The following is an 18,138-nucleotide window of genomic DNA, read 5'->3' on the forward strand; positions in this document are numbered from 1 at the left end:
TCTCGGCCAGGTGAGCCGGCGGACGCCCGTCGGCTCACTCCTCACTGTCGCTATCATCCTCTTAGACCAGAAATCGGTGGTTTTGCGCTGAAGGGGCCACGGCCCACGGCCTCGCCGGAGTGATGCATGTCCCTCATACGCGAGACGGAGGACGGCGACGAGCTGCTCGCCAGACTCGGTTCGCTGACCGCCCAGGCCCGAGAGCTCGCGCAGCTGCAGCGCTCCCGGGTCGAACTGGCGATCGCCCTGCAGCGCGGCATGCTCCCCCGGGACCTGCCCGACTCCGAGGGCTTCCATCTGGCCGTCCAGTACGCGCCCGCCTACCACGGCCTCAACGTGGGCGGCGACTGGTACGACGCCTTCACCATGCCCGACGGGCGGATCGGGCTGTCCATCGGCGATGTGCAGGGCCACAACATCGAGGCGGCCGCCTTCATGGGCCAGGTCCGAGTCGGCCTGCGCGTCCTCGCCTCCGTGACGAGCGAGCCGGGGGAACTCCTCGCCCGCACCAACGACCTGCTCCTCTCCCTCGGCACCGACCTCTTCGCGACCTGCACCTTCATGCGGCTCGACCCCTCCACCGGGATCCTGGAGAGCGCCCGGGCGGGACATATCCCGCACATCTGGGCCACGGCGGACGGCCGCTCCGGCATCGCCGAGGACGAGGGCGGCCCCCCGCTGGGCATCCAGGAAGGCGTCGACTTCCCGGTCACCCGCCACCGCCTCACCACCGGTGGCGTCTTCGTCCTCCTCACGGACGGCGTGGTCGAGGGCCCGTCCCTGAGCGTCGACGAGGGCCTGGACCACGTCGTCCGCCTGGCCGGCATCGCAGCGGTGGCCGGCATGGAGGCGGGCTCCCTCGCGGCAGCCGTGATGAAGGTGGCGGAACGCGTCGGGCACGAGGACGACGCGGCGGTTCTGGTGGTGGGCCACGACGGTCCGGGCCTTCAGGCGTAGGACGGGGGACGGCGCGCCGGCCGTGCGGGGCGGTGTTCCGTTGTGCGGCGGGGCGGGCGCCGGTTTCGGGGCAGACGGGCAGGGCGGGTCGGTCTCGGCTGTGACCCGTCCCATCTGCGCGGTCGTGGCGGCCGGCCACCGGCCGACGAGGGCCCCGCCTCGGGCAGGGGACCGGGCCGCTGGGGACCTGCCCCCGGAGGCCCTGATCATCGGCCCCGGCTCGGGAGGCCCGCCGCTCGCCCGCCGCGAGGGGCGGCCGAGGGTCCGCTGGTCGGCGATGCGCCGCGTGCCCAGGCTCTCGGTGTGACCTCGGGTGTCCCTCGGTCATCCGCCACGACCGGTCGGGCCATCGGCCGGTGGCCCGGGCCACCGGTCGCTCGCCTCGCCGAGAAGCCGCCCCCGGTGTCTGATGGCTGCTGTGGTGGGTAGTTCCGACGTTCTGCGCCGGCCCATGGGCTTCGTCCTGGGGACGCCGGCCGTCGCCGCCTGCTACTTCGCGGCCGGGCGGCTGGGGCTGATGCGACAGCTCGTGGTCGACGGGGTGGTGGTCACCCCCATCTGGCCGCCCACCGGCGTCGCGCTGGCCTGTCTGCTGCTGTTCGGCATGCGCTCCTGGCCCGGCATCGCACTCGGTGCCCTGGCCGTCGTGATGTCGATCACCTCCATCCAGCCCGCCGTCATCGGCACCCTGGTGGGCAACACCGCCGCTCCCGTGTGCGCCTACTACCTGCTGCGCAGGGTCGGCTTCCGCACCGACCTCGCCCGGCTGCGCGACGGCGTCGAGCTGGTCTTCCTCGGCGCCCTGACCGCCATGCTGGTCAGCGCGACCGCCGGCGCCGGCCTGCTCGTCCTCACCGGCGAACTCGCCGGCAGCGGCTTCTGGTTCGTCTGGTCGACCTGGTGGGCCGGCGACGCGATGGGCGTCCTGATCGTCACCCCGGTCCTGCTGGTGCTGCGCCGCGCCCACTGGCCGCCGCGCACCCCCCGCTGGAAGGAGGCCGTGGGCCTCACCCTCATCGCCTGCGGGATCGTCCCCTTCGCCACCCACAGCTCGGTCAGCCTGCTGTTCCTCGTCTACCCGCTGCTGATCTGGGCGGCCCTCCGCTTCCAGCTCGCCGGCAGCATGCTGTGCGCCCTCTTCGCCTCCGTCATGGCCACGGTCGCCGCCACGGAGCAAGTCGGCCCCTTCGCCCGGCTGACCGGCGTCGAGGTGATGATCAAGCTCCAGGCCTTCAACGGCGCGATGGCCCTGACCGCGCTGCTCCTGTCGGCCGTGATCACCGAGCAGCTCAACACCAGACGCTCGGTGGAACAGGCCTGTCAGGAACTCGTCGCGGTCCTCGGACACCTCACCGCCGCCGAGTCCCCACAGGGCCGCTCACCCCTGGACAAGACGGCAGACGCCGACGACAAACGCTGACACCGAGGTCAGCCCCACAACCGTCGCGCATCAGTCCCACAGCGGATAGACCACCGTCTGCGGGAACGAGTCGGGCCGGTTGCCGGGATACACCAGGGTCATCCGGTCGTAGTGCCGCACCTGCGGGTGCTTCTTCCACGGCCGCACATGATCCAGCCGTACGACGACGGCGTACTCGTGGAAGCGCCCCGCCGCACAGTACGGCTTGCAGTCGTTGACCGAGTTCACACCCTCCGCCCGCGCCGAGTGCTGCCCCCACCGGGTCCAATGCAGCGAGGCCAGACGGCTGTTGCCGTCTCCGCACGCGAGTATGAAGTCGGCCGGGCGCACCCGCGCATGCCAGAAGCAGTCGACGATCACCGGCACCGCGGGCCGCCGCGTGGCCTGCGAGGCAGCGTTCGACGCCGCCCGGGCCGCCGACGGAGGCGCCGCCGCGGCCGCAGTGAGGGAGGCGGCGAAACAGAGCGCCACCGCCGTAGTGAGTGCGTATCCGCGCATGTCCGCTCCCGGCCGCGAGCCACCAGCAGTTGTCCCCGCTTCGACGCTACGACCGCCCGAACGGATCCACCACTCGGGCGGAGTAACCACCGGCATGTTCAGCCGGGGCTGCTCGTCGACACCGGCGGGGGAGCGGTGTCGGCCTGCCGAAGCTCGGCGAGCAGCTCGTTCTGTCCGGCGAGCAGCTCGGTCAGGATGCGGCGGGCCGCGCGCAGCAGCTCGGCGACATCGCCTCCGGCCAGGGCATAGCTGACGGTCGAGCCCTCCCGGATGGACACGACGATGCCCGAGCGGCGCAGCACCGCGAGCTGCTGCGAGAGGCTGGACGGCTCGATCTCGATGTCGGCGAGCAGGTCCCGCACCGGGACCGGCCCGTGCTGGAGCAGCTCCAGGACCCTGATGCGCACGGGATGCCCGAGCATGCGGAAGAAGTCCGCCTTGGCCTGGTAGAGGGGGACTTGCATGAGCGCTCTCTCCCTGCCCCGTCGGGTGCGGTTGCCTCGGAGCGGCGGCGCCCCGAGGACGCCGCCGCAGCCGGCCTTCGTAGCCGAATCCTCCCGGCCCGGGGTCATGCGCAGGCATGACTTGGGATCATGCTGATGTGGTGACTTGAAGAAGTCTTCACATCGTGGGCGCACGACACCCGGGCTGCGGGCCGGCTCAGACCTCGAGTTGCTCCTCGACGCGCTTGAGCTGGTGACGGGCCATCGCCAGGTTCGAGCGCTCCTTGTCCAGCACCAGGTAGAGGAACAGACCGTTCCCGTTGCGTCCGGCCACCAGCCGGATCAGGTGGTACTGCTTCTCCAGCGTGATCAGGATGTCGTCGATCCGGCTCTTGAGACCGAGCTGCTCCATCGTGCGCATCTTGGCCCGGATCACGTCCGTGTTCCCGGCCGCGGCGACGGTCAGATCGAGGTCCTTCCCGCCGCCCAGCGTGCCGAGGGCCATCCCGCTGGTGTAGTCGACCACCGCGGCCCCCAGCGACCCCTCGACCCCGGCCATCATCTCCTTCATCGACACTTCCACACTCGCCATCGCGCCCACCCCTTCATCTCGCTTGTCGGCTGCGGCGGGCCCACGGCTGTCGGCCCGTCCGGTCCTCGGACGGTAGGCGCGGTGGTGTGGCGCGGGACGGGAGTCTTCGGGACTGACGGATGATGCACGAACAGCGACTGCCGAAGACCGTTCGGGCACCTGGAACGGGTGTGTCGGAGGGACAAAAAAGGGCACGCGGCGTGTGCTGTGAACACCACGCCGGAGGTGATCGACGATGACCGAGTACGAACGCTCCCGCACCATGCCCGCCCTGCCCGAGCACGTCTACGACCAGGCCGCCAACGTCGACCAGCTCGACGGCTGGCTCCCGCACGCACTGCACGTACGGCCCGACGACCCGCCTGCCGTCACCGTCCACGAGGACGGCACCGACCAGGACACGCCCGCGGTCCTGCGCCCGCGCCGCGACGCGATGCGCCTGGAGTGGGGCACCCGCGGCGAGGGCGGCTACGCCGGCTGGCTCCAGGTCGCGGGCGGCGACGTCGGCACGAGCGAGGTCACCGTGCACCTGTCCTTCTTCGACGACGCCCACGACCCGGGCGGGGCGGCGGCACGCCGGGCCCTCGACGACAGCCTGGAACGGCTCGAGGAACAGGTGCGCCTGCGCGTCGACAACGCCGCCGGGTGACCGCACACCGGCGTCCTCATTCCGGCGGGTTCAGCTCGAACGTCGTGAGCACCGCCGCGTGGTCGGACGGCCAGTCGTTGTCGGCGACGTCCGGCCAGGGGCGCGGGACACCGGTGACGACGGTGCGCGAGTCGACGACGGTGAGACCGCGCCCGTTGTGCAGGACGTAGTCGATCCGGTCCTGCGGTTCCGGCAGCGAGGTGTCGTTCTCGTGTCGGACGTGGACCGGCGACCAGGTGTGGCCGGGGTCGCGGACCGGGTCGGGACGGGCCTCGCGGTACGAGTCGCGCAGCCCGGCCTCCTCGGCGGCCTTCGTCACCGGCCAGGCCACGTCCGGCCAATCCAGGTGGGAGGGGCAGTTGAAGTCGCCGGTGAGGACGACGGGCGTCGTGGCGCCGGCCGCCTCGGCGATCCACCGCAGCGCCTCCCGCATCTGGGCCAGCCGTACCCCCTCGTGGGCGACCAGTTCGGCGGGCGCGAGCCGGTCGAAGGCGGCCTCGTAGGGCCCGTACGGCGTGCAGTGCAGGTGGGCCGTCCAGACGTCCACCTCGTGTGAGCCGATGCGGATGCGGGCGCCGGCCGCCCCGTAGAAGCCGACCTCGGGATCGCCGAGGCGGGCCGTGATCGGGTGGCGGCTGATGATGCCGAGGTTCTCGCCGGCCTGGTGATGGTGCCAGCCCAGCGCGTCGGCGAGCTCGCGGGCCGAGGTGCCGGCCGTCTCCTGGAGCCCGACCACGTCGGCCTCGGTGTCCAGGACGACCTTGAGCTGCTTGGCACGGTGGTCGTCCACCTTCGCACCGCCGTACCAGAGGTTCCAGCTCAGCACGCGCAGTCGGGGCCGGACCAGGTCCCGCAGCCGCTCCGGCGTCACCTCCTCCAGGCTGGCCACGACCGTCCGCCCGGCCGCCGCCTCGATGGGGGCGAGCGACGGCACGGCCAGGACCGCGCACCCGGCGGCCTCGGCCGAGTGGACGCCCGTGGGTGTGTCCTCGACGGCGACGCAGCGGGCCGGGTCGACGCCGAGGACGCGGCAGGCGGCGAGGTAGGGGTCGGGGTCGGGCTTGGTACGGGCGGTGTCGTCCGCGGTGACGGAGACCCGGAAACGGTCGGCACCGAGCACCGCCAGCACGCTGTCGGCGACCGACCGGGGCGAGGCGGTGACCAGGGCGGTCGGGACGCCGTCCCGGGCGAGGGCGTCCAGGAGGGCGAGCGCGCCGGGGCGCGGCACGATGCCGGTGCGGACGCGCTCGGTGAACTCGTCGTGCAGCCGGTCGCCGAGATCCGGTGCCCCCGTGAGCGCGCCCAGCCAGTCGGCGGTGTACTCGACCGGCCTGCCGAGCACCTCCGGCTGGTCGGCCTCGGTCAGCGGTCTGCCGAGGCCGGTGGCGATGTCCTGCACCGCCTCCCACCACAGCCGCTCGGTGTCGACGAGCGTGCCGTCCATGTCGAACAGGACGGCCTGGAGCGCGGGTTGGGTCACGGTCTCAGCTTTCGTGTGGGGGGAGGCGCGGGTGGGGATTTCCTACGAGGAATTCCCTGCGAGGGGATTTCCCACGAGGGGATTTCCCACGAGGAAAAGGCGGGTGCCTGGCTCAGGCCGCTCGTTCGGCGACCAGCACCGGCCGCTCGGGCAGCGACACCCGTACGGCCGCCCCGGCGCCCAGCGCGGAGGCCTCGTGGGTGGGCAGGTCGGCCTTGATCTCGGTGCCGTCGGCGAGACGCACGGTCAGCCGGGTCGACGCGCCGAGGAACGCCGTGGCGATCACCGTCGCGTCACCGGTGTCGTCCGCGCCGACGTGCACGGCCTCCGGCCGCACCAGCACGTCGACCTCGCCCGCCTGGGGCAGCGTTCCGTCGGCGGGCAGCCGCAGCCCGAGCACCTCCACCGTCTCCCCGGACAAGTGCCCGGGAATCCGGCTCATCGTGCCCACGAACTCGGCGACGAACGCGGTCGCGGGCCGCCCGTACAACTCGGCGGGCTCGGCGCACTGTTCGAGCCGCCCGGCGTGCATCACGGCCACCCGGTCGGCGACGGACAGGGCCTCCTCCTGATCGTGCGTCACGAAGAGCGTGGTGATGCCGAGTTCCTGCTGCAGTCGGCGTATCTCCTCGCGCAGCGTGAGCCGTACCTTGGCGTCCAGCGCGGACAGCGGCTCGTCCAGCAGCAGGACCCGCGGCCGCAGCGCGAGGGCCCGGGCGAGTGCGATGCGCTGCTGCTGGCCGCCGGAGAGCTGGTGCGGAAACCGCTCGCCCTTGTCGCCGAGCCCGACCAGGTGGAGCAACTCGTTCGCGCGGAACCGCCGTTCGGTCTTGGACACCTTGCGCATCCGCAGTCCGAAGGCGACGTTGTCGAGCGCGTTGAGATGCGGGAAGAGGCTGTACGACTGGAAGACCATTCCGGCGTCCCGGCGGTGGGCCGGTACGTCGGTGACGTCCTTGCCGTCGACCAACACCGCACCGGAGTCGGGGTGTTCGAACCCGGCGAGCATGCGCAGCGCAGTCGTCTTGCCGCACCCGGACGGGCCCAGCAGCGCGAGGAACTCCCCGGGCCGTACGGTCAGATCGAGCCCGTCCAGGGCGACGGTCGCCCCGAACTCCCGGCGCAGTCCGCGGAATTCGACGGTGGCGGCCTTGTCGAGCGTGGCCTTCTCAAGCGTGGTGGCGGTCATGGTTCATCCTCGGGACGAAGCGGTACGGGTCCGCCCGCCGACACCGGCGAGCGCGAGGAGCAAGGCCCATGTGACGAGCAGGCTGAGCACGGACACGGCGACGGACAGCTGGGCCTGCGAGCCGCCGACGCTGTAGATCCACACGGCGAACGGCTGGAAGCCGAGCAGCTGGGCGACGGTGAACTCGCCCAGGACCAGGGCGAGGGTGAGGAAGGCCGCGTTCAGCAGCGCCCCGCGCAGGTTCGGCAGCACGGTCCGTACGAGCGCCTGCGGCCAGCTCGCGCCGCAGCTGCGGGCCGCCTCCACCAGGGTCCGCACGTCGATGGCCCGCAGCCCGGCGTCCAGCGACCGGTGCACGAACGGCAGCGCCATCACGACGTACGCCATGACCAGCACGAACGGGAAGCCGGGGTTCTGGATCGCCACGAACGTCTCGAACAGCGGGGTCCGCGACAGATACTCGGGACCCCACTTCAGGACGGTCGAGATGCCGGCGACGAACGCGATGGGCGGGACGACCAGCGGCAGTTGGCAGATCACCTCGACCACGGGCCGCAGCCGGGGCGCGCCGAGCCGTAGCGCCACCATGGCGGGCACCATCAGCAGCAGCACGATCGCGATGGTCGCGAGTGCCAGCTCCAGGGAGAGCAGCAGGCTGGAGACGAAGCCGTCGGTGGAGACGATCTGGGAGTAGGCGTCGAAGGTGACGCCCTGCCCGGGCACGTCCACGGTGAAGACCACGGATGCGGCCAGCGGCACCAGGAAGTACAGCGCGGCGAGGCCGAGGACGACCCACCGCCACGGATTCAGGCGAGCCATCGCGCACTCCGTCGTTGCAGGGGCAGGTACACGGCCATGACGAGGCCCGCGACCAGGACCATGTCGAGGCTGAGGGCGAGGGCCACGTTCTCCTGGCCGACCAGCACATTGCCGGAGATGGCGTCGGCGATCTGCAGGGTGACCAGCGGCACCGAACTGCCCACCATGGCCGCGGCGGTGGCGTACGCGGCGAACGCGCTGCCGAAGAGGAGCACGAGTCCGCCGAGCAGCGAGGGCAGCAGTACGGGCAGGGCGATGTGCCGCCAGTACTGCACGGCGGTGGCCCCGTTGTTCTGCGCGGCCTCGCGCCACTGCGAGCGCAGGCCGTCCAGGGCCGGGGTGATGGTGAGGACCATCAGGGGGATGAGGAAGTACAGGTAGACGATGACCAGGCCCCAGAAGCTGTAGAGGTCCCAGCCCGTGTCCTTGAGGCCCAGGTGGATGGTCAGCACACCGGCGTTGCCGAGTGTGGCCACGAAGGCGAAGGCCAGCGGGACACCTCCGAAGTTGGCGAGCACCCCGGACGCGGTGAGGACCGCCTCGCGCAGCGCCCGGAAGCGGGAGGTCACGACGACCTGCGCGAGCGGCAGCCCGAGCAGCGCGCCGAGGCCGGCGGACACGGCCGACAGCTTGACGCTGCCGAGCAGGGCGGTGAGATAGGCGCCGTGCAGCGAGGTCGTCAGGTTCTCCGTGCTGTACGAACTGGCGCCCGTCGCCTGGTTCTTGACGCTGAAGGCGCCGTCCAGCATGGCGACCGCCGGGACCCCGAAGGCGATCGCGGTGAACACGAGCAGCGGGACGACGGCGAGCCAGCCGGGGGCACGGCGCCGCCGCTTCGCCGAAGCGACCGGCGGCGCCACGTCCACGCCCGTGAGGGTGGCCGTCATCCGGAGACGGCCTTCGCCCAGCCCTGCGCGATGACCGTCTTGGCCTTGCTCTGCTGGGCCTCGGTCGGGAAGGACGGCGTACCGGAGACCTTCGGCAGCTTGGCCGCGGCCGTCTTGTCGAGTGTGCCGGCCTTCTCCATGGAGGTCATCAGCGCCGGGCGGGCGTAGCCCCCCAGCCACAGGTTCTGGCCCTCGGTGCTGTAGAGGTACTCCTGCCACAGACGGGCGGCCGCCGGGTGCGGGGCGTCCTTGTTGATGGCCTGCGAGTAGTACTGGGAGAACTGGCCGTCGGACGGCACCGACACCTTCCAGTCGACGCCCTTCGACTTGAACTCGTCGGCGTACCCGGCGTTGAGGTAGTCCCAGTCGATGCTGATCGGCGTCTCGCCCTTCTCGACGGTCGCCGGAGTGGACTCGACGGGCGTGTAGTTGCCGTTCTTCTTCAGCTTGGCGAAGAAGTCCAGACCCGGCTGGATGTCGTCGAAGGAACCGCCGTTGGCCAGTGCGGCCGCGTACACGCCGCCGAAGGCCGAACCCGACTTGGTCGGGTTGCCGTTGAGCGCGACCTGCCCCTTGTACTGCGGCTTGAGGAGATCCGCGAACGTGGTCGGACAGGTCTTGACGCGCTTGGCGTCGCAGCCGATCGAGATGTAGCCGCCGTAGTCGTTGTACCAGCGGGCCTGGGTGTCCTTCTGCCCGCTCGGGATGTCGGCGTACGAGGCCACCTTGTACGGCGCGAGCAGGCCCTGCTGGGCGGCGCTGAGGGCGAAGGAGGAGCCGAGGTCGAGGACGTCGGGCGCTCGGTCCTGGCCCTTGCGCGAGGTGACGGCGTTGATCTCGTCCTGGCTGGAACCGTCCGGGTTCTCGACCTGGATCTTGATGCCGTACTTCTTCGTGAAGCCGTCGATCAGGGCGCCGTAGTTGGCCCAGTCGCGGGGCAGCGCGATGGCGTGCAGCGTGCCCTCCTTCTTGGCCGCCTTCACGAGCGCGTCCATGCCACCGAGGTCGGCCGCGGAGGTGGCGGTGGCGGCGTTCTTGCCGTCGGCGGTCGTCGACGCGTTGTCGGGAGCGGCGCCGCAGGCACTCAGGGCGAGTGCGGCGACGACGGCGAGGGAGCCGGTCAGGACGGCTGTTCTCGACTGGGACACGGGGACTCCAGGAGGGGGAGCAGGGACGTGCAAGAGGGGAGAACTTGTCTGAACAAGTTGGCCTCAGTAATGCTGCCTGTGGTGACGCGTTCGTAAACAGTGGCGAAATTGTGACCTCCCAATCCCTGCACAGTTCGGGGTAAGCGCAGTCACCCGCCGGTCTCGATTAGGGTGGTCACGCTGTGCACAGCTGCCGACTCGGAGGGAAACGGTGCCGACGCGACACGAGGAGATCGCCGACGAACTGCGACGGGCGATCGACCGCGAGGAGTACGCGGTGGGCGGCAGGCTGCCCTCCGAGACCGAACTCGCCGCCCGGTTCGACGTCTCGCGCGGCACCGTCCGCCAGGCGGTCGCCGCCCTGACCGCGGAAGGCCTGATCGGCTCCCGCCAGGGCGCCCGCCGGGTCGTCCTCGCCAGCCGCCGCAGCCAGAGCTTCGCCGAACTGCGCAGCTTCGCCCAGTGGGCCCGCGCGATGGGCCGGGAGGCGACGGGACGCGTCGTGTCCCAGGAGTACCTCCCCGCCACCGCGACGGACGCCGCCCGCCTCCAACTGCGCGAGGGCACAAGGGTGTTGCACGTCCTGCGCGTGCGCGGCCTGGACGGCGAGCCGGTCCTGGTGGAGCGCACGGTCTACGCCGACTGGATCTCCCCGGCCGTCGAAGCCATCGACCCCGACGCCGCCTCGGTCACCCAGCGGCTCTACGACAGCACGGGCCTCGTTTTCGCCTACGGCGAGCACGTCATCGACGCGGTCGCGGCGAGCGCCCAGGACGCCGAACTCCTCGGCATCCGCCGCACCAGCCCCCTGCTCCGCGTCCGCCGCGTGACCACGACCCGCGAGGGGCGCCCGGTGGAGTGGTCGGACGACCGCTACCGCTCGGACGCGGTGAGCTTCAGCGTCCACAACTCGATCGACAACAACGCGCTGGCCCGCAAGGCGGCGGACTGACGCCGGTCACCCGGGCGTCGGCCGCACCCCTGAGGGCAGCGCCCTCCCGTTCCGCCTCCGCCATCCCCATCGCGTCCGCACCGCCGGGGAGACCCGCTCCCGCGCATACCCCGTATGGGCGACGAACGCCTCGATCACGTCCGCCGCGGGCCGATGCGGCGCCACCGCCATGAGCACCGCGTCACCGTCGTCCGACAACGGCGGTGCCACCAGGGCGACTTCGTCCCCGGAGCGCAGACGCAGCACCGTCGCCCGCAGCGCGTGCTCGTCCCCGGGGACGCTCCGCAGACGCGAGAACATCGGGTCCTGAGGCGGCGCGTACAGCCGTACATGAGCCAGCAGCACCCCGCGCCTGTACTCCTCCCACCGGTCCAACCCGATGCTCCGGTACGGCGGTTCCTGCCACGGCCGCAGCGCGTTCAGCCGCTCCAACAGGCGTCGCAGGAAGTCCCGTACCGCCGTCTCGTCGTGCGGCTGCCAGGACAGATCCTCGTCCCAGGCCGGCGCGGCGAGGACGGCCTCGATGCCTGCGTACTGCTCCTCGACGGTGAGGTCGTAGAAGGGTCGTTCCAGAACCATGGCCGCGATGCGCTCGACCTCCCCGTCGCTCAACTCCCCGCTGAACTGGAGGCAGTAGAGGACCGCGGTGACCACCCCAAGACCCATGCGCACAGTATGACGGGGCCGGCCGACGCGCCCGAGCGTTTCAACGGCCGACAGGGCGAGCCAGCAGATCAGTGGCGTGTTCCCGTACGACGCCCCACCTCGTGTCCGGCAGCGAGCCGATCGTCGTCTCTCGCAGGGCGTCGAGCGTGTCCTCGACCCCGTCGCCCCGAGGGACGCTGCCGGCGAGCACGTCGTAGCCGTCACGCACGGCGACGTGCAGGCGGCGGCCGCCCCCCTCGTCGTCGGCGTGCAGCGCGGCCGCGACGACGAACGGCGGCGGCCCGCCGGCCTCCTCCGCCAGCTTGCGGTAGCTGGTGGCGACCGGCTCACGCCAGTGCAGGCTGAGCAACAGGTGCTGCTTGGCCAGGAGTTCGGCGAGGTCGGTCTCGAAGACCCGGTCCCGGTCGAGGACCGTGGCCCGCGCGTCCAGCGCCAGCGCGGCGGGCAGCAGACAGCGCAGCGCGCTGCCGACGATGTTGCCCCCCACGGTGGCCGTCCGGCGCACGGCTCCGGTGCCGATCCGAGCGGCCGCCTGCCGAAGCACCTCCGGGACCCGCTCGTCGATCCGGTTCAGCACCACGGCGGAGCCCAGAGTGCCGCGCGCGATCACGTTCGCCTCCGGCAGGTTGCGCAGCGACATCGCCCGTTCGGGGAACCCGTCCCGCTGCCACCCCGCCCACACCAGCGTGGCCCCGCCGACAGGCACCGCTCCCTCCGCCAGACACTCCTGCGCTTCGGACACGGACTCGGGCAGACGCAACAGCACGGGAGCCGACCTGCTTTCTCGACCAGTTGGAGCTGAGGAGCGCGACGCTCCGGGCCGGGGACCGTCGACACGGCGCATTTTCCCCACCGACGTGGAGGCGCACACAGGGCTCACCGGGTCATGCGTGCGCCCCCGACGGGCTCGCGGGCCATGGCGCTGCCGGGCGCATACGGGCAGCCCCCGGGCGCGAGCCTTCGCGGCGATGAGGCAAGGTGGGTACGTGCAACGCAAGGAGTCCGCGCTGATCGTGCGGCACGCCCCCGAGCAGCCGGCGTCCGCCGCGATCGTGACGCTGCACGGCGGCCAGGAGGTGAGCCGCCGCGCGGCGCGCCCCTGGCAGCCGGCCGCGCTCCGTATGCACCCCGTGCTGCGGGCCGCCGCGACGGCCGCGCCCGCGGACGTCCTGCTGGGCGAGGTCCACTACCGCTACCGGGGCTGGAACACCGGAGACCCGGCCGACGACGCCCTGCGCGCCCTCGACGAACTGGCGGAACTGGCCGAGGCCCCGGTGGTCCTCGTCGGGCACTCGATGGGCGCCAGGGCAGCCCTGCGGGCCGCGTCCCACCCCCTGGTGCGGGGCGTGCTGGCACTCGCTCCGTGGTGCCCGCCCGAGGACCCCGTCGCCCATCTCGGCGAGGTGCCGATCGTGCTCCTGCACGGCGATCGCGATCGCGTCACCGCCCCCGCGGAGTCGGTCGACTACGTGCGCCGGGCCCGGGAGGCCGGGACCCCGGCGGGCGTGGTGATGCTCCGCGGCGGAGGCCACGCGATGCTCCGCCGCAGCGGCGACTGGCACCGGGCCACGGCCGAGGTCGTGGCCCACCTGCTCCGGCCGGACCCGGGCCCCGAAGGACTGGCGGCCAAGGCCTGTGCGGCCAGCGGCGCCATTCAGCTGTAGTCGATCAGGAAAGCCCCGGAAGATCCGCGCAGTTGGAGGTGGCCGGCTGGGCGTCGAGCCGGTCGGTCAGCCAGGAGATCGCGTCGCCCTGATCGGTGAGCAGCGGCGTGAAGTGGTTGATCAGCGCACTGCCCAGATCGGGCAGCCGGACCGGTTTGTACGTCACGTCCGCCCCCTTGGCGCACCAGTCCACGGCGAGCCGGCGCGCCTGGGCGTGCGGTACGAGGTTGTCGCTGGTTCCCGTCGCCACCCGGACCGGCGACGCGGGCTCCAGCGTGCCGATGCGCTGTTCGGCCAGGAAGGCCGTGAGCGCCGGCTCCGACCGGATGATGTCGCTGAGGGAGCGGCCGTCCGTGGTCCAACGGGTGCTGTGCGCTCCGCCGTAGGCGAAGAGCGCGTCGCCGACGCACATCGTCGACAGATCCTTGAGCGCCGCCCGGCCCGCCGCGTTGAGATGGGCGTCGGCGATCGGCTTCAGCGCGGGGTCGGACTCCAGGAAGCCGTTGACCGACCAGCCCAGCGCGCCGGCGAGTTCGCTGCCGTCGATCGCCTCGGTGACCTCGGCCAGATCGGCCGGCGGGGCACCCGCGTACGTTCCGGAGAGGGTGACGTCGGGAGCGTAGGAGGGCTGCAGCTCGGCGGCGGACGCGGTCGCCCCGCCGCCCTGGCTGTACCCGAACAGGCCCACCCGGGACGCGGAGGTGATCGACGTCCCGGGCAGGGAGCGGGCCGCGCGGACGGCGTCGAGCACGGCGTGGCCCTCGTCGACCCGGTTGACGTACGTGTGCAGCCGGTCCGTCGTGCCCAGTCCGGCGTAGTCGGTGACGACGACCGCGATGCCCTGGGCGAGGAGGCGGTAGATCGCCAGGTCCTCGTAACCGACGGACACCGTCTGCCCGTTGAGGACCAGCGGGTGCTGCAGGCCGAGGGAGGCCGCGCACTGGTCGCCCTGCCCCATCGTGCCGGGCGCCACGGCGACCAGTGGCCGGGCGCCGCTGCCCTTCCAGGCGGTGGTCGGCTCGATGTAGGCGCCGGTGACCGCCATCGGACGTCCGCCCGAATCGGTCGACTTGTACATCAGCCGGGTGGCGGTGCCCGGCAGTGGCCCGTCGACGCCCGGCAGGCTCAGCGCGAGGGGGAGCGGTTCGCTGCGTACGAGGGCGCCGTCGGCGGACGGCAGGGAGGCGGGCGGGTTGTAGAACTCCGGGATCGTGACGCCACGGGAGACCACGGCGTCCGATGACGAGGCCGCGGTGGCGGGGAGGGCGGTGGCGCCGACGCATGCGGCGGTCGTGACTGCTACGGCGAGCAGGCGTGCGGAAACGGGCATGACGGACCTCCGGTGCTGGGGAGGCCGAGCCTCGACCTTCGGCTCGGGCGGCCGACGGCACGGGGCGGCGGTCGTCCCACCGCGCCCCGTGCCGTTCTTAGACGAAGTGTCAGGACGGTATCGAGGCGCGTGTTACCCGCGGTAGCCCCATGAAGGTTACGTTTCAGTAATATGGCGTCGCGCGAACGGGGGCGGGAACCCTCATCTCATCCGGTCCCTGATCGCGCGAAGGAGGCACCGTGCCGACGCAGGCGTACGCCGGAACCGACCCCCGGCGCTGGAAGGCCCTGTGGGTCACCCTGGTCGCGGGGTTCATGAGCCTGCTGGACGTGACGATCGTCGCCGTGGCGCTCCCGTCCATGCAGCGGGACCTGCACGCCGGCGCGCCCGCCATCCAGTGGGTGGTCTCCGGCTATGCCCTGGCCTTCGCCCTGGTCCTGGTGACCGCCGGACGCGTCGGCGACGCGATCGGCCGCCACCGCATCTTCCTCCTGGCCCTCACCGCCTTCGTCCTGTGCAGCGCCGCGGCGGGCGCCGCCCCCACCATCACCTTCCTGATCGTCGCCCGTCTCGCCCAGGGCGTCGCCGCCGGCTGTCTGGCCCCGCAGAACTCCGCGCTGATCCAGCAGATGTTCCGCGGCGCCGAACGCGGCCGCGCCTTCGGCCTGTTCGGCGCCACCGTCGGCATCTCCAGCGCCGTCGGCCCCGTCGTCGGCGGCCTCATCCTCGCCCTGGCCGGAGGCCCCCAGGGATGGCGGTGGATCTTCTACGTCAATGTCCCGATCGGCGCGATCGCCCTGCTGCTCGGCATCCGCCTGCTTCCCCGAGCGACCCCCGGCCGCCGGGAACGACTCGACCTCGGCGGTGTCGTCCTGCTCGGCTGCGGAGTCCTGGCACTGATGCTCCCGCTGGTGCTGGCCGAGTCAGGCGGCGTACGACACCTGTGGTGGCTGTTCGCCGTAGGGCCGGCCTTCCTGATGGCGTTCGCGCGCTGGGAACGCAGGATCGCGGCCCGTGAAGGCCAACCGCTGCTGGACCCCCGTTTGGTGGCCGGCACCCGCGGCTATGCGGTCGGAGCGGCCATCGCCACCCTCTACTTCGTCGGCTTCAGCGGTGTGTGGCTGGTGTTCGCCCTCTTCTTCCAGAACGGCCTGGACTACTCACCCCTGCGTTCGGGCCTGGCGGTGACCCCGTTCGCCATCGGCTCGGCCTGTGCGGCGGCGATCGCGGGCCGGCTGGTGGACCGTCTGGGCAGACTGCTCACGGTCTGCGGACTCGCCGCGGTGACCCTCGGCCTGGGCGCGACCGCCCTGATCCTCGAACTGGCACCCCGCGACACGGCCGTGTGGCTCGCGCTGCCCGCCCTGTTCGTCGGCGGTCTGGGCAGCGGCTGTGTCATCTCGCCCAATGTCACCATGACCCTGCGGGAGGTGCCGGTCCGGATGGCGGGCGCGGCGGGCGGCGCCCTGCAGACCGGACAGCGACTGGGCGGAGCGATCGGCACGGCCGCACTGCCCGGCCTGTTCTACGTGGTGCTGGGCGCCCACCCCCACGACTACCGGGCCGCCGTGGCGACCGCCGTCGGCCTCGGCCTCCTCCCCGTGCTGTGCGCCCTCGCCCTGGCCCTCCACGACTGGCGACGGGACCGCCGGGCCAGGCGCGCACCGTGTCCGCCGGAGGTCTCGCACGGCCATCTGCACGCGGGCCAGGGCTGAGGCCCTGGCGGTCAGGGGACCGCGGGCCCGGTGATGTACGTGCCGTCCTCGTCGTAGGGCCACACATTGGGGACGCACCCGTGCATGCCCTTGATCTGCTGCATCATCGCGGGCGCCGGCCGGCCCGGCCCCGGGCAGTCGGCGTGGCCGTGCCCGAGGAAGTGGCCGACCTCGTGGTTGATGATCAGGGCGCGGTAGGTGCGGACCGTCTTGGCGTAGACGGGTGTGGCGAGCAGCCAGCGCCGGAGGTTGACCATCACGTTCCCGTTGACACTGCAGTTGTACTGGCCCCCGGTGTCCAGGCCCTGCGTCGCGCACACCTTGTCCACCGTCCCGGGCGTGGCCAGGCGCACGACGAAGTCGGTCGCACCGCTCGACACGCGCTGGAACGCGGAGTGACCGTCGGCCGTCCAGCCGCGTGGGTCGGCGAGGATGCGGTCCACCTGCTTCGCGACGTCCGCGGCGGACAGGTCGATGCCGTTCTCGACGTCGACCCGGTAGCGCAGGACCTTCCCCTTCCCGACCGTGGCGCTGGCGCCGGACGCGGTGACGTACGTGCCCGGTCCCGTGGCCGGGATGTCGGGCTTCGGGGGAGTGGGAGAGGCCGTGGCGGACCGGCTGGGCGTCGGTTTCGTACGGGCTGTCGGTGCGGAACTGTGCGTCGGCCGGGCGGTCGCGTCCCCGATGTCGGCATGGCCGCCGCCCTCGCCGAGGGATGTCCAGCCCGTGGCCGCCAGCCCCGTCACTCCGAGCACGGTCAGCGCCGCCAGTCCTCCCCACAGGGACCTCTTCCGCCCGCGGGCGGCGGCATGTCCGGAGCCCTTCCTGCGACGACGGCCACGAGAGGGAGTTGCTTTGTGCGCGGTCATGGTCGTTCAGGTTGTGACCGGGATGTGATGGGATCTGGCCCGAATGATAACGAACAGATAACGCTCAGGTCGGTGGGGGCCAATATGATCATCCCGTAACAGAACCCCGAACGGCCGCACGGTGTACGGATACTGTGCCCATGCCACGCGTACTGCTGATCGAGGACGACCGCGCCGTCCGGGACGGCGTCGCCCTCGCCCTGCGCCGTCAGGACCACGAGGTCGCCGCCGCCGAGACGGGGGAGGAGGGGCTGGAGCGGCTCAGGTCCTTCCGGCCGGACGTGGTGGTGCTGGATCTGATGCTGCCCGGCATGCCCGGCCTGGACGTGTGCCGCGCAATGCGCGCCCTCGACCAGACCCTGCCGATCATCATGGCGACCGCCCGGGGCGACGACGAGGACATCGTCGTAGGACTGGAGGCGGGAGCCGACGACTACGTCGTCAAACCCGTGCAGGCCCGCGTGCTGGGCGCACGGATCCGCGCCGTCCTGCGCCGGGCGGCCGCGGGAGGCGTCGAAGCGGGCATTCCGAAGATCGAGACCTACGGGGACCTGGCCGTCGACCGCGCCGGGTTCGCGGTCAGTCTGCGCGGCGTCCCCGTGCCGCTCGCCCCCTCCGAAGTGCGCCTCCTGCTGACCCTGTCCGCCTCGCCCGGACAGGTGTTCAGCCGGCAGCAACTCCTCGAGGCGGTCTGGGAGCACAGCTACCACGGGGACTCACGCCTGGTGGACGCCTGTGTCAAACGGCTGCGCTCCAAGATGGGCGACTCGGGACACATCCAGACCGTCCGCGGCTTCGGCTACCGGTTCGCCGCCCGGTGAAGGCGGACACCGGACGCCGGTTCGCGGTCCGAGCCCCCC

General features: G+C 71.9%; 19 protein-coding genes. 7 read left to right on the forward strand and 12 right to left on the reverse strand.

The annotated features are described in order from the left end of the window. Positions 1 to 126 precede the first annotated feature (126 nt). A complete protein-coding gene (locus tag ACWC09_RS31215) occupies positions 127 to 957 on the forward strand; it encodes a PP2C family protein-serine/threonine phosphatase (RefSeq protein ID WP_450854257.1) in 831 nt (276 codons plus the stop codon). Between the two features lie 409 nt (positions 958 to 1,366). Continuing rightward, entirely contained in the window at positions 1,367 to 2,377 is a 1,011-nt protein-coding gene (locus ACWC09_RS31220; RefSeq protein WP_450854258.1) for an MASE1 domain-containing protein, read from the forward strand. A 30-nt stretch (positions 2,378 to 2,407) separates the two neighbouring features. Here ACWC09_RS31220 and ACWC09_RS31225 read toward each other — a convergent pair whose 3' ends face one another. The 3 genes from ACWC09_RS31225 to ACWC09_RS31235 form a co-directional block, all read right to left on the reverse strand. Then, positions 2,408 to 2,875, reverse strand: a complete 468-nt coding sequence (locus ACWC09_RS31225; protein ID WP_450854259.1) for a hypothetical protein — start codon at positions 2,873 to 2,875, stop codon at positions 2,408 to 2,410. A gap of 98 nt (positions 2,876 to 2,973) precedes the next feature. Further along, a complete protein-coding gene (locus ACWC09_RS31230) occupies positions 2,974 to 3,339 on the reverse strand; it encodes an ArsR/SmtB family transcription factor (RefSeq protein ID WP_450854260.1) in 366 nt (121 codons plus the stop codon). 196 nt (positions 3,340 to 3,535) lie between these two features. After that, positions 3,536 to 3,910, reverse strand: coding sequence for a hypothetical protein (locus tag ACWC09_RS31235; protein WP_450854261.1), 375 nt, complete (start codon positions 3,908 to 3,910; stop codon positions 3,536 to 3,538). A gap of 235 nt (positions 3,911 to 4,145) precedes the next feature. On the opposite strand from ACWC09_RS31235, the gene ACWC09_RS31240 reads away from it, so the two are divergent. Next, positions 4,146 to 4,559: an SRPBCC family protein gene (locus tag ACWC09_RS31240; RefSeq protein WP_450854262.1), complete on the forward strand. Its 414-nt coding sequence runs from the start codon at positions 4,146 to 4,148 to the stop codon at positions 4,557 to 4,559. Positions 4,560 to 4,575: 16 nt separating this feature from the next. Here the strand turns inward: ACWC09_RS31240 and ACWC09_RS31245 are convergent, their stop codons facing one another. From ACWC09_RS31245 to ACWC09_RS31265, 5 genes are all read right to left on the reverse strand, one after another. Beyond that, positions 4,576 to 6,039, reverse strand: a complete 1,464-nt coding sequence (locus ACWC09_RS31245; RefSeq protein ID WP_450854263.1) for an HAD-IA family hydrolase — start codon at positions 6,037 to 6,039, stop codon at positions 4,576 to 4,578. A gap of 112 nt (positions 6,040 to 6,151) precedes the next feature. Then, complete coding sequence (locus ACWC09_RS31250) at positions 6,152 to 7,228, reverse strand: ABC transporter ATP-binding protein (protein WP_450854264.1); 1,077 nt, start codon at positions 7,226 to 7,228, stop codon at positions 6,152 to 6,154. A gap of 3 nt (positions 7,229 to 7,231) precedes the next feature. After that, positions 7,232 to 8,047, reverse strand: coding sequence for an ABC transporter permease (locus tag ACWC09_RS31255; RefSeq protein WP_450854265.1), 816 nt, complete (start codon positions 8,045 to 8,047; stop codon positions 7,232 to 7,234). After that, positions 8,035 to 8,934 carry an ABC transporter permease gene (locus ACWC09_RS31260; RefSeq protein WP_450854266.1) on the reverse strand — a complete coding sequence of 300 codons (900 nt, stop codon included), beginning with the start codon at positions 8,932 to 8,934 and terminating at the stop codon, positions 8,035 to 8,037. Before ACWC09_RS31260 ends, ACWC09_RS31255 begins: the two co-directional genes overlap by 13 nt. Next, entirely contained in the window at positions 8,931 to 10,082 is a 1,152-nt protein-coding gene (locus tag ACWC09_RS31265; RefSeq protein WP_450854267.1) for an ABC transporter substrate-binding protein, read from the reverse strand. The genes ACWC09_RS31260 and ACWC09_RS31265 overlap by 4 nt, the downstream gene beginning before the upstream one ends. A 211-nt stretch (positions 10,083 to 10,293) precedes the next feature. Here ACWC09_RS31265 and ACWC09_RS31270 point away from each other — a divergent pair, with 211 nt between their 5' ends. Then, positions 10,294 to 11,034: a GntR family transcriptional regulator gene (locus ACWC09_RS31270; RefSeq protein ID WP_450854268.1), complete on the forward strand. Its 741-nt coding sequence runs from the start codon at positions 10,294 to 10,296 to the stop codon at positions 11,032 to 11,034. Positions 11,035 to 11,040: 6 nt separating this feature from the next. Here the strand turns inward: ACWC09_RS31270 and ACWC09_RS31275 are convergent, their stop codons facing one another. Then, positions 11,041 to 11,700 (reverse strand): hypothetical protein, encoded by a 660-nt coding sequence (locus tag ACWC09_RS31275; protein ID WP_450854269.1) that lies wholly within the window; start codon positions 11,698 to 11,700, stop codon positions 11,041 to 11,043. Between the two features lie 40 nt (positions 11,701 to 11,740). Then, on the reverse strand, positions 11,741 to 12,466 hold the full coding sequence (locus tag ACWC09_RS31280; protein WP_450854270.1) for an FAD binding domain-containing protein: 726 nt from the start codon (positions 12,464 to 12,466) through the stop codon (positions 11,741 to 11,743). A gap of 220 nt (positions 12,467 to 12,686) precedes the next feature. Here ACWC09_RS31280 and ACWC09_RS31285 point away from each other — a divergent pair, with 220 nt between their 5' ends. Then, positions 12,687 to 13,364: a dienelactone hydrolase family protein gene (locus tag ACWC09_RS31285; RefSeq protein WP_450854271.1), complete on the forward strand. Its 678-nt coding sequence runs from the start codon at positions 12,687 to 12,689 to the stop codon at positions 13,362 to 13,364. Between the two features lie 4 nt (positions 13,365 to 13,368). On the opposite strand, the gene ACWC09_RS31290 is transcribed toward ACWC09_RS31285, so the two are convergent. After that, positions 13,369 to 14,694, reverse strand: coding sequence for a lipase family protein (locus ACWC09_RS31290; RefSeq protein WP_450854272.1), 1,326 nt, complete (start codon positions 14,692 to 14,694; stop codon positions 13,369 to 13,371). A gap of 239 nt (positions 14,695 to 14,933) precedes the next feature. Between ACWC09_RS31290 and ACWC09_RS31295 the strand changes: the two genes are divergently transcribed. Next, positions 14,934 to 16,409 (forward strand): MFS transporter, encoded by a 1,476-nt coding sequence (locus ACWC09_RS31295; protein ID WP_450854273.1) that lies wholly within the window; start codon positions 14,934 to 14,936, stop codon positions 16,407 to 16,409. A gap of 11 nt (positions 16,410 to 16,420) precedes the next feature. Here ACWC09_RS31295 and ACWC09_RS31300 read toward each other — a convergent pair whose 3' ends face one another. Further along, complete coding sequence (locus ACWC09_RS31300; protein ID WP_450854274.1) at positions 16,421 to 17,278, reverse strand: DUF3152 domain-containing protein; 858 nt, start codon at positions 17,276 to 17,278, stop codon at positions 16,421 to 16,423. A 140-nt stretch (positions 17,279 to 17,418) separates the two neighbouring features. Here ACWC09_RS31300 and ACWC09_RS31305 point away from each other — a divergent pair, with 140 nt between their 5' ends. Then, a complete protein-coding gene (locus ACWC09_RS31305) occupies positions 17,419 to 18,099 on the forward strand; it encodes a response regulator transcription factor (protein ID WP_450854275.1) in 681 nt (226 codons plus the stop codon). Positions 18,100 to 18,138: the final 39 nt, after the last annotated feature.

This window comes from Streptomyces sp. NPDC001617, assembly GCF_053596855.1.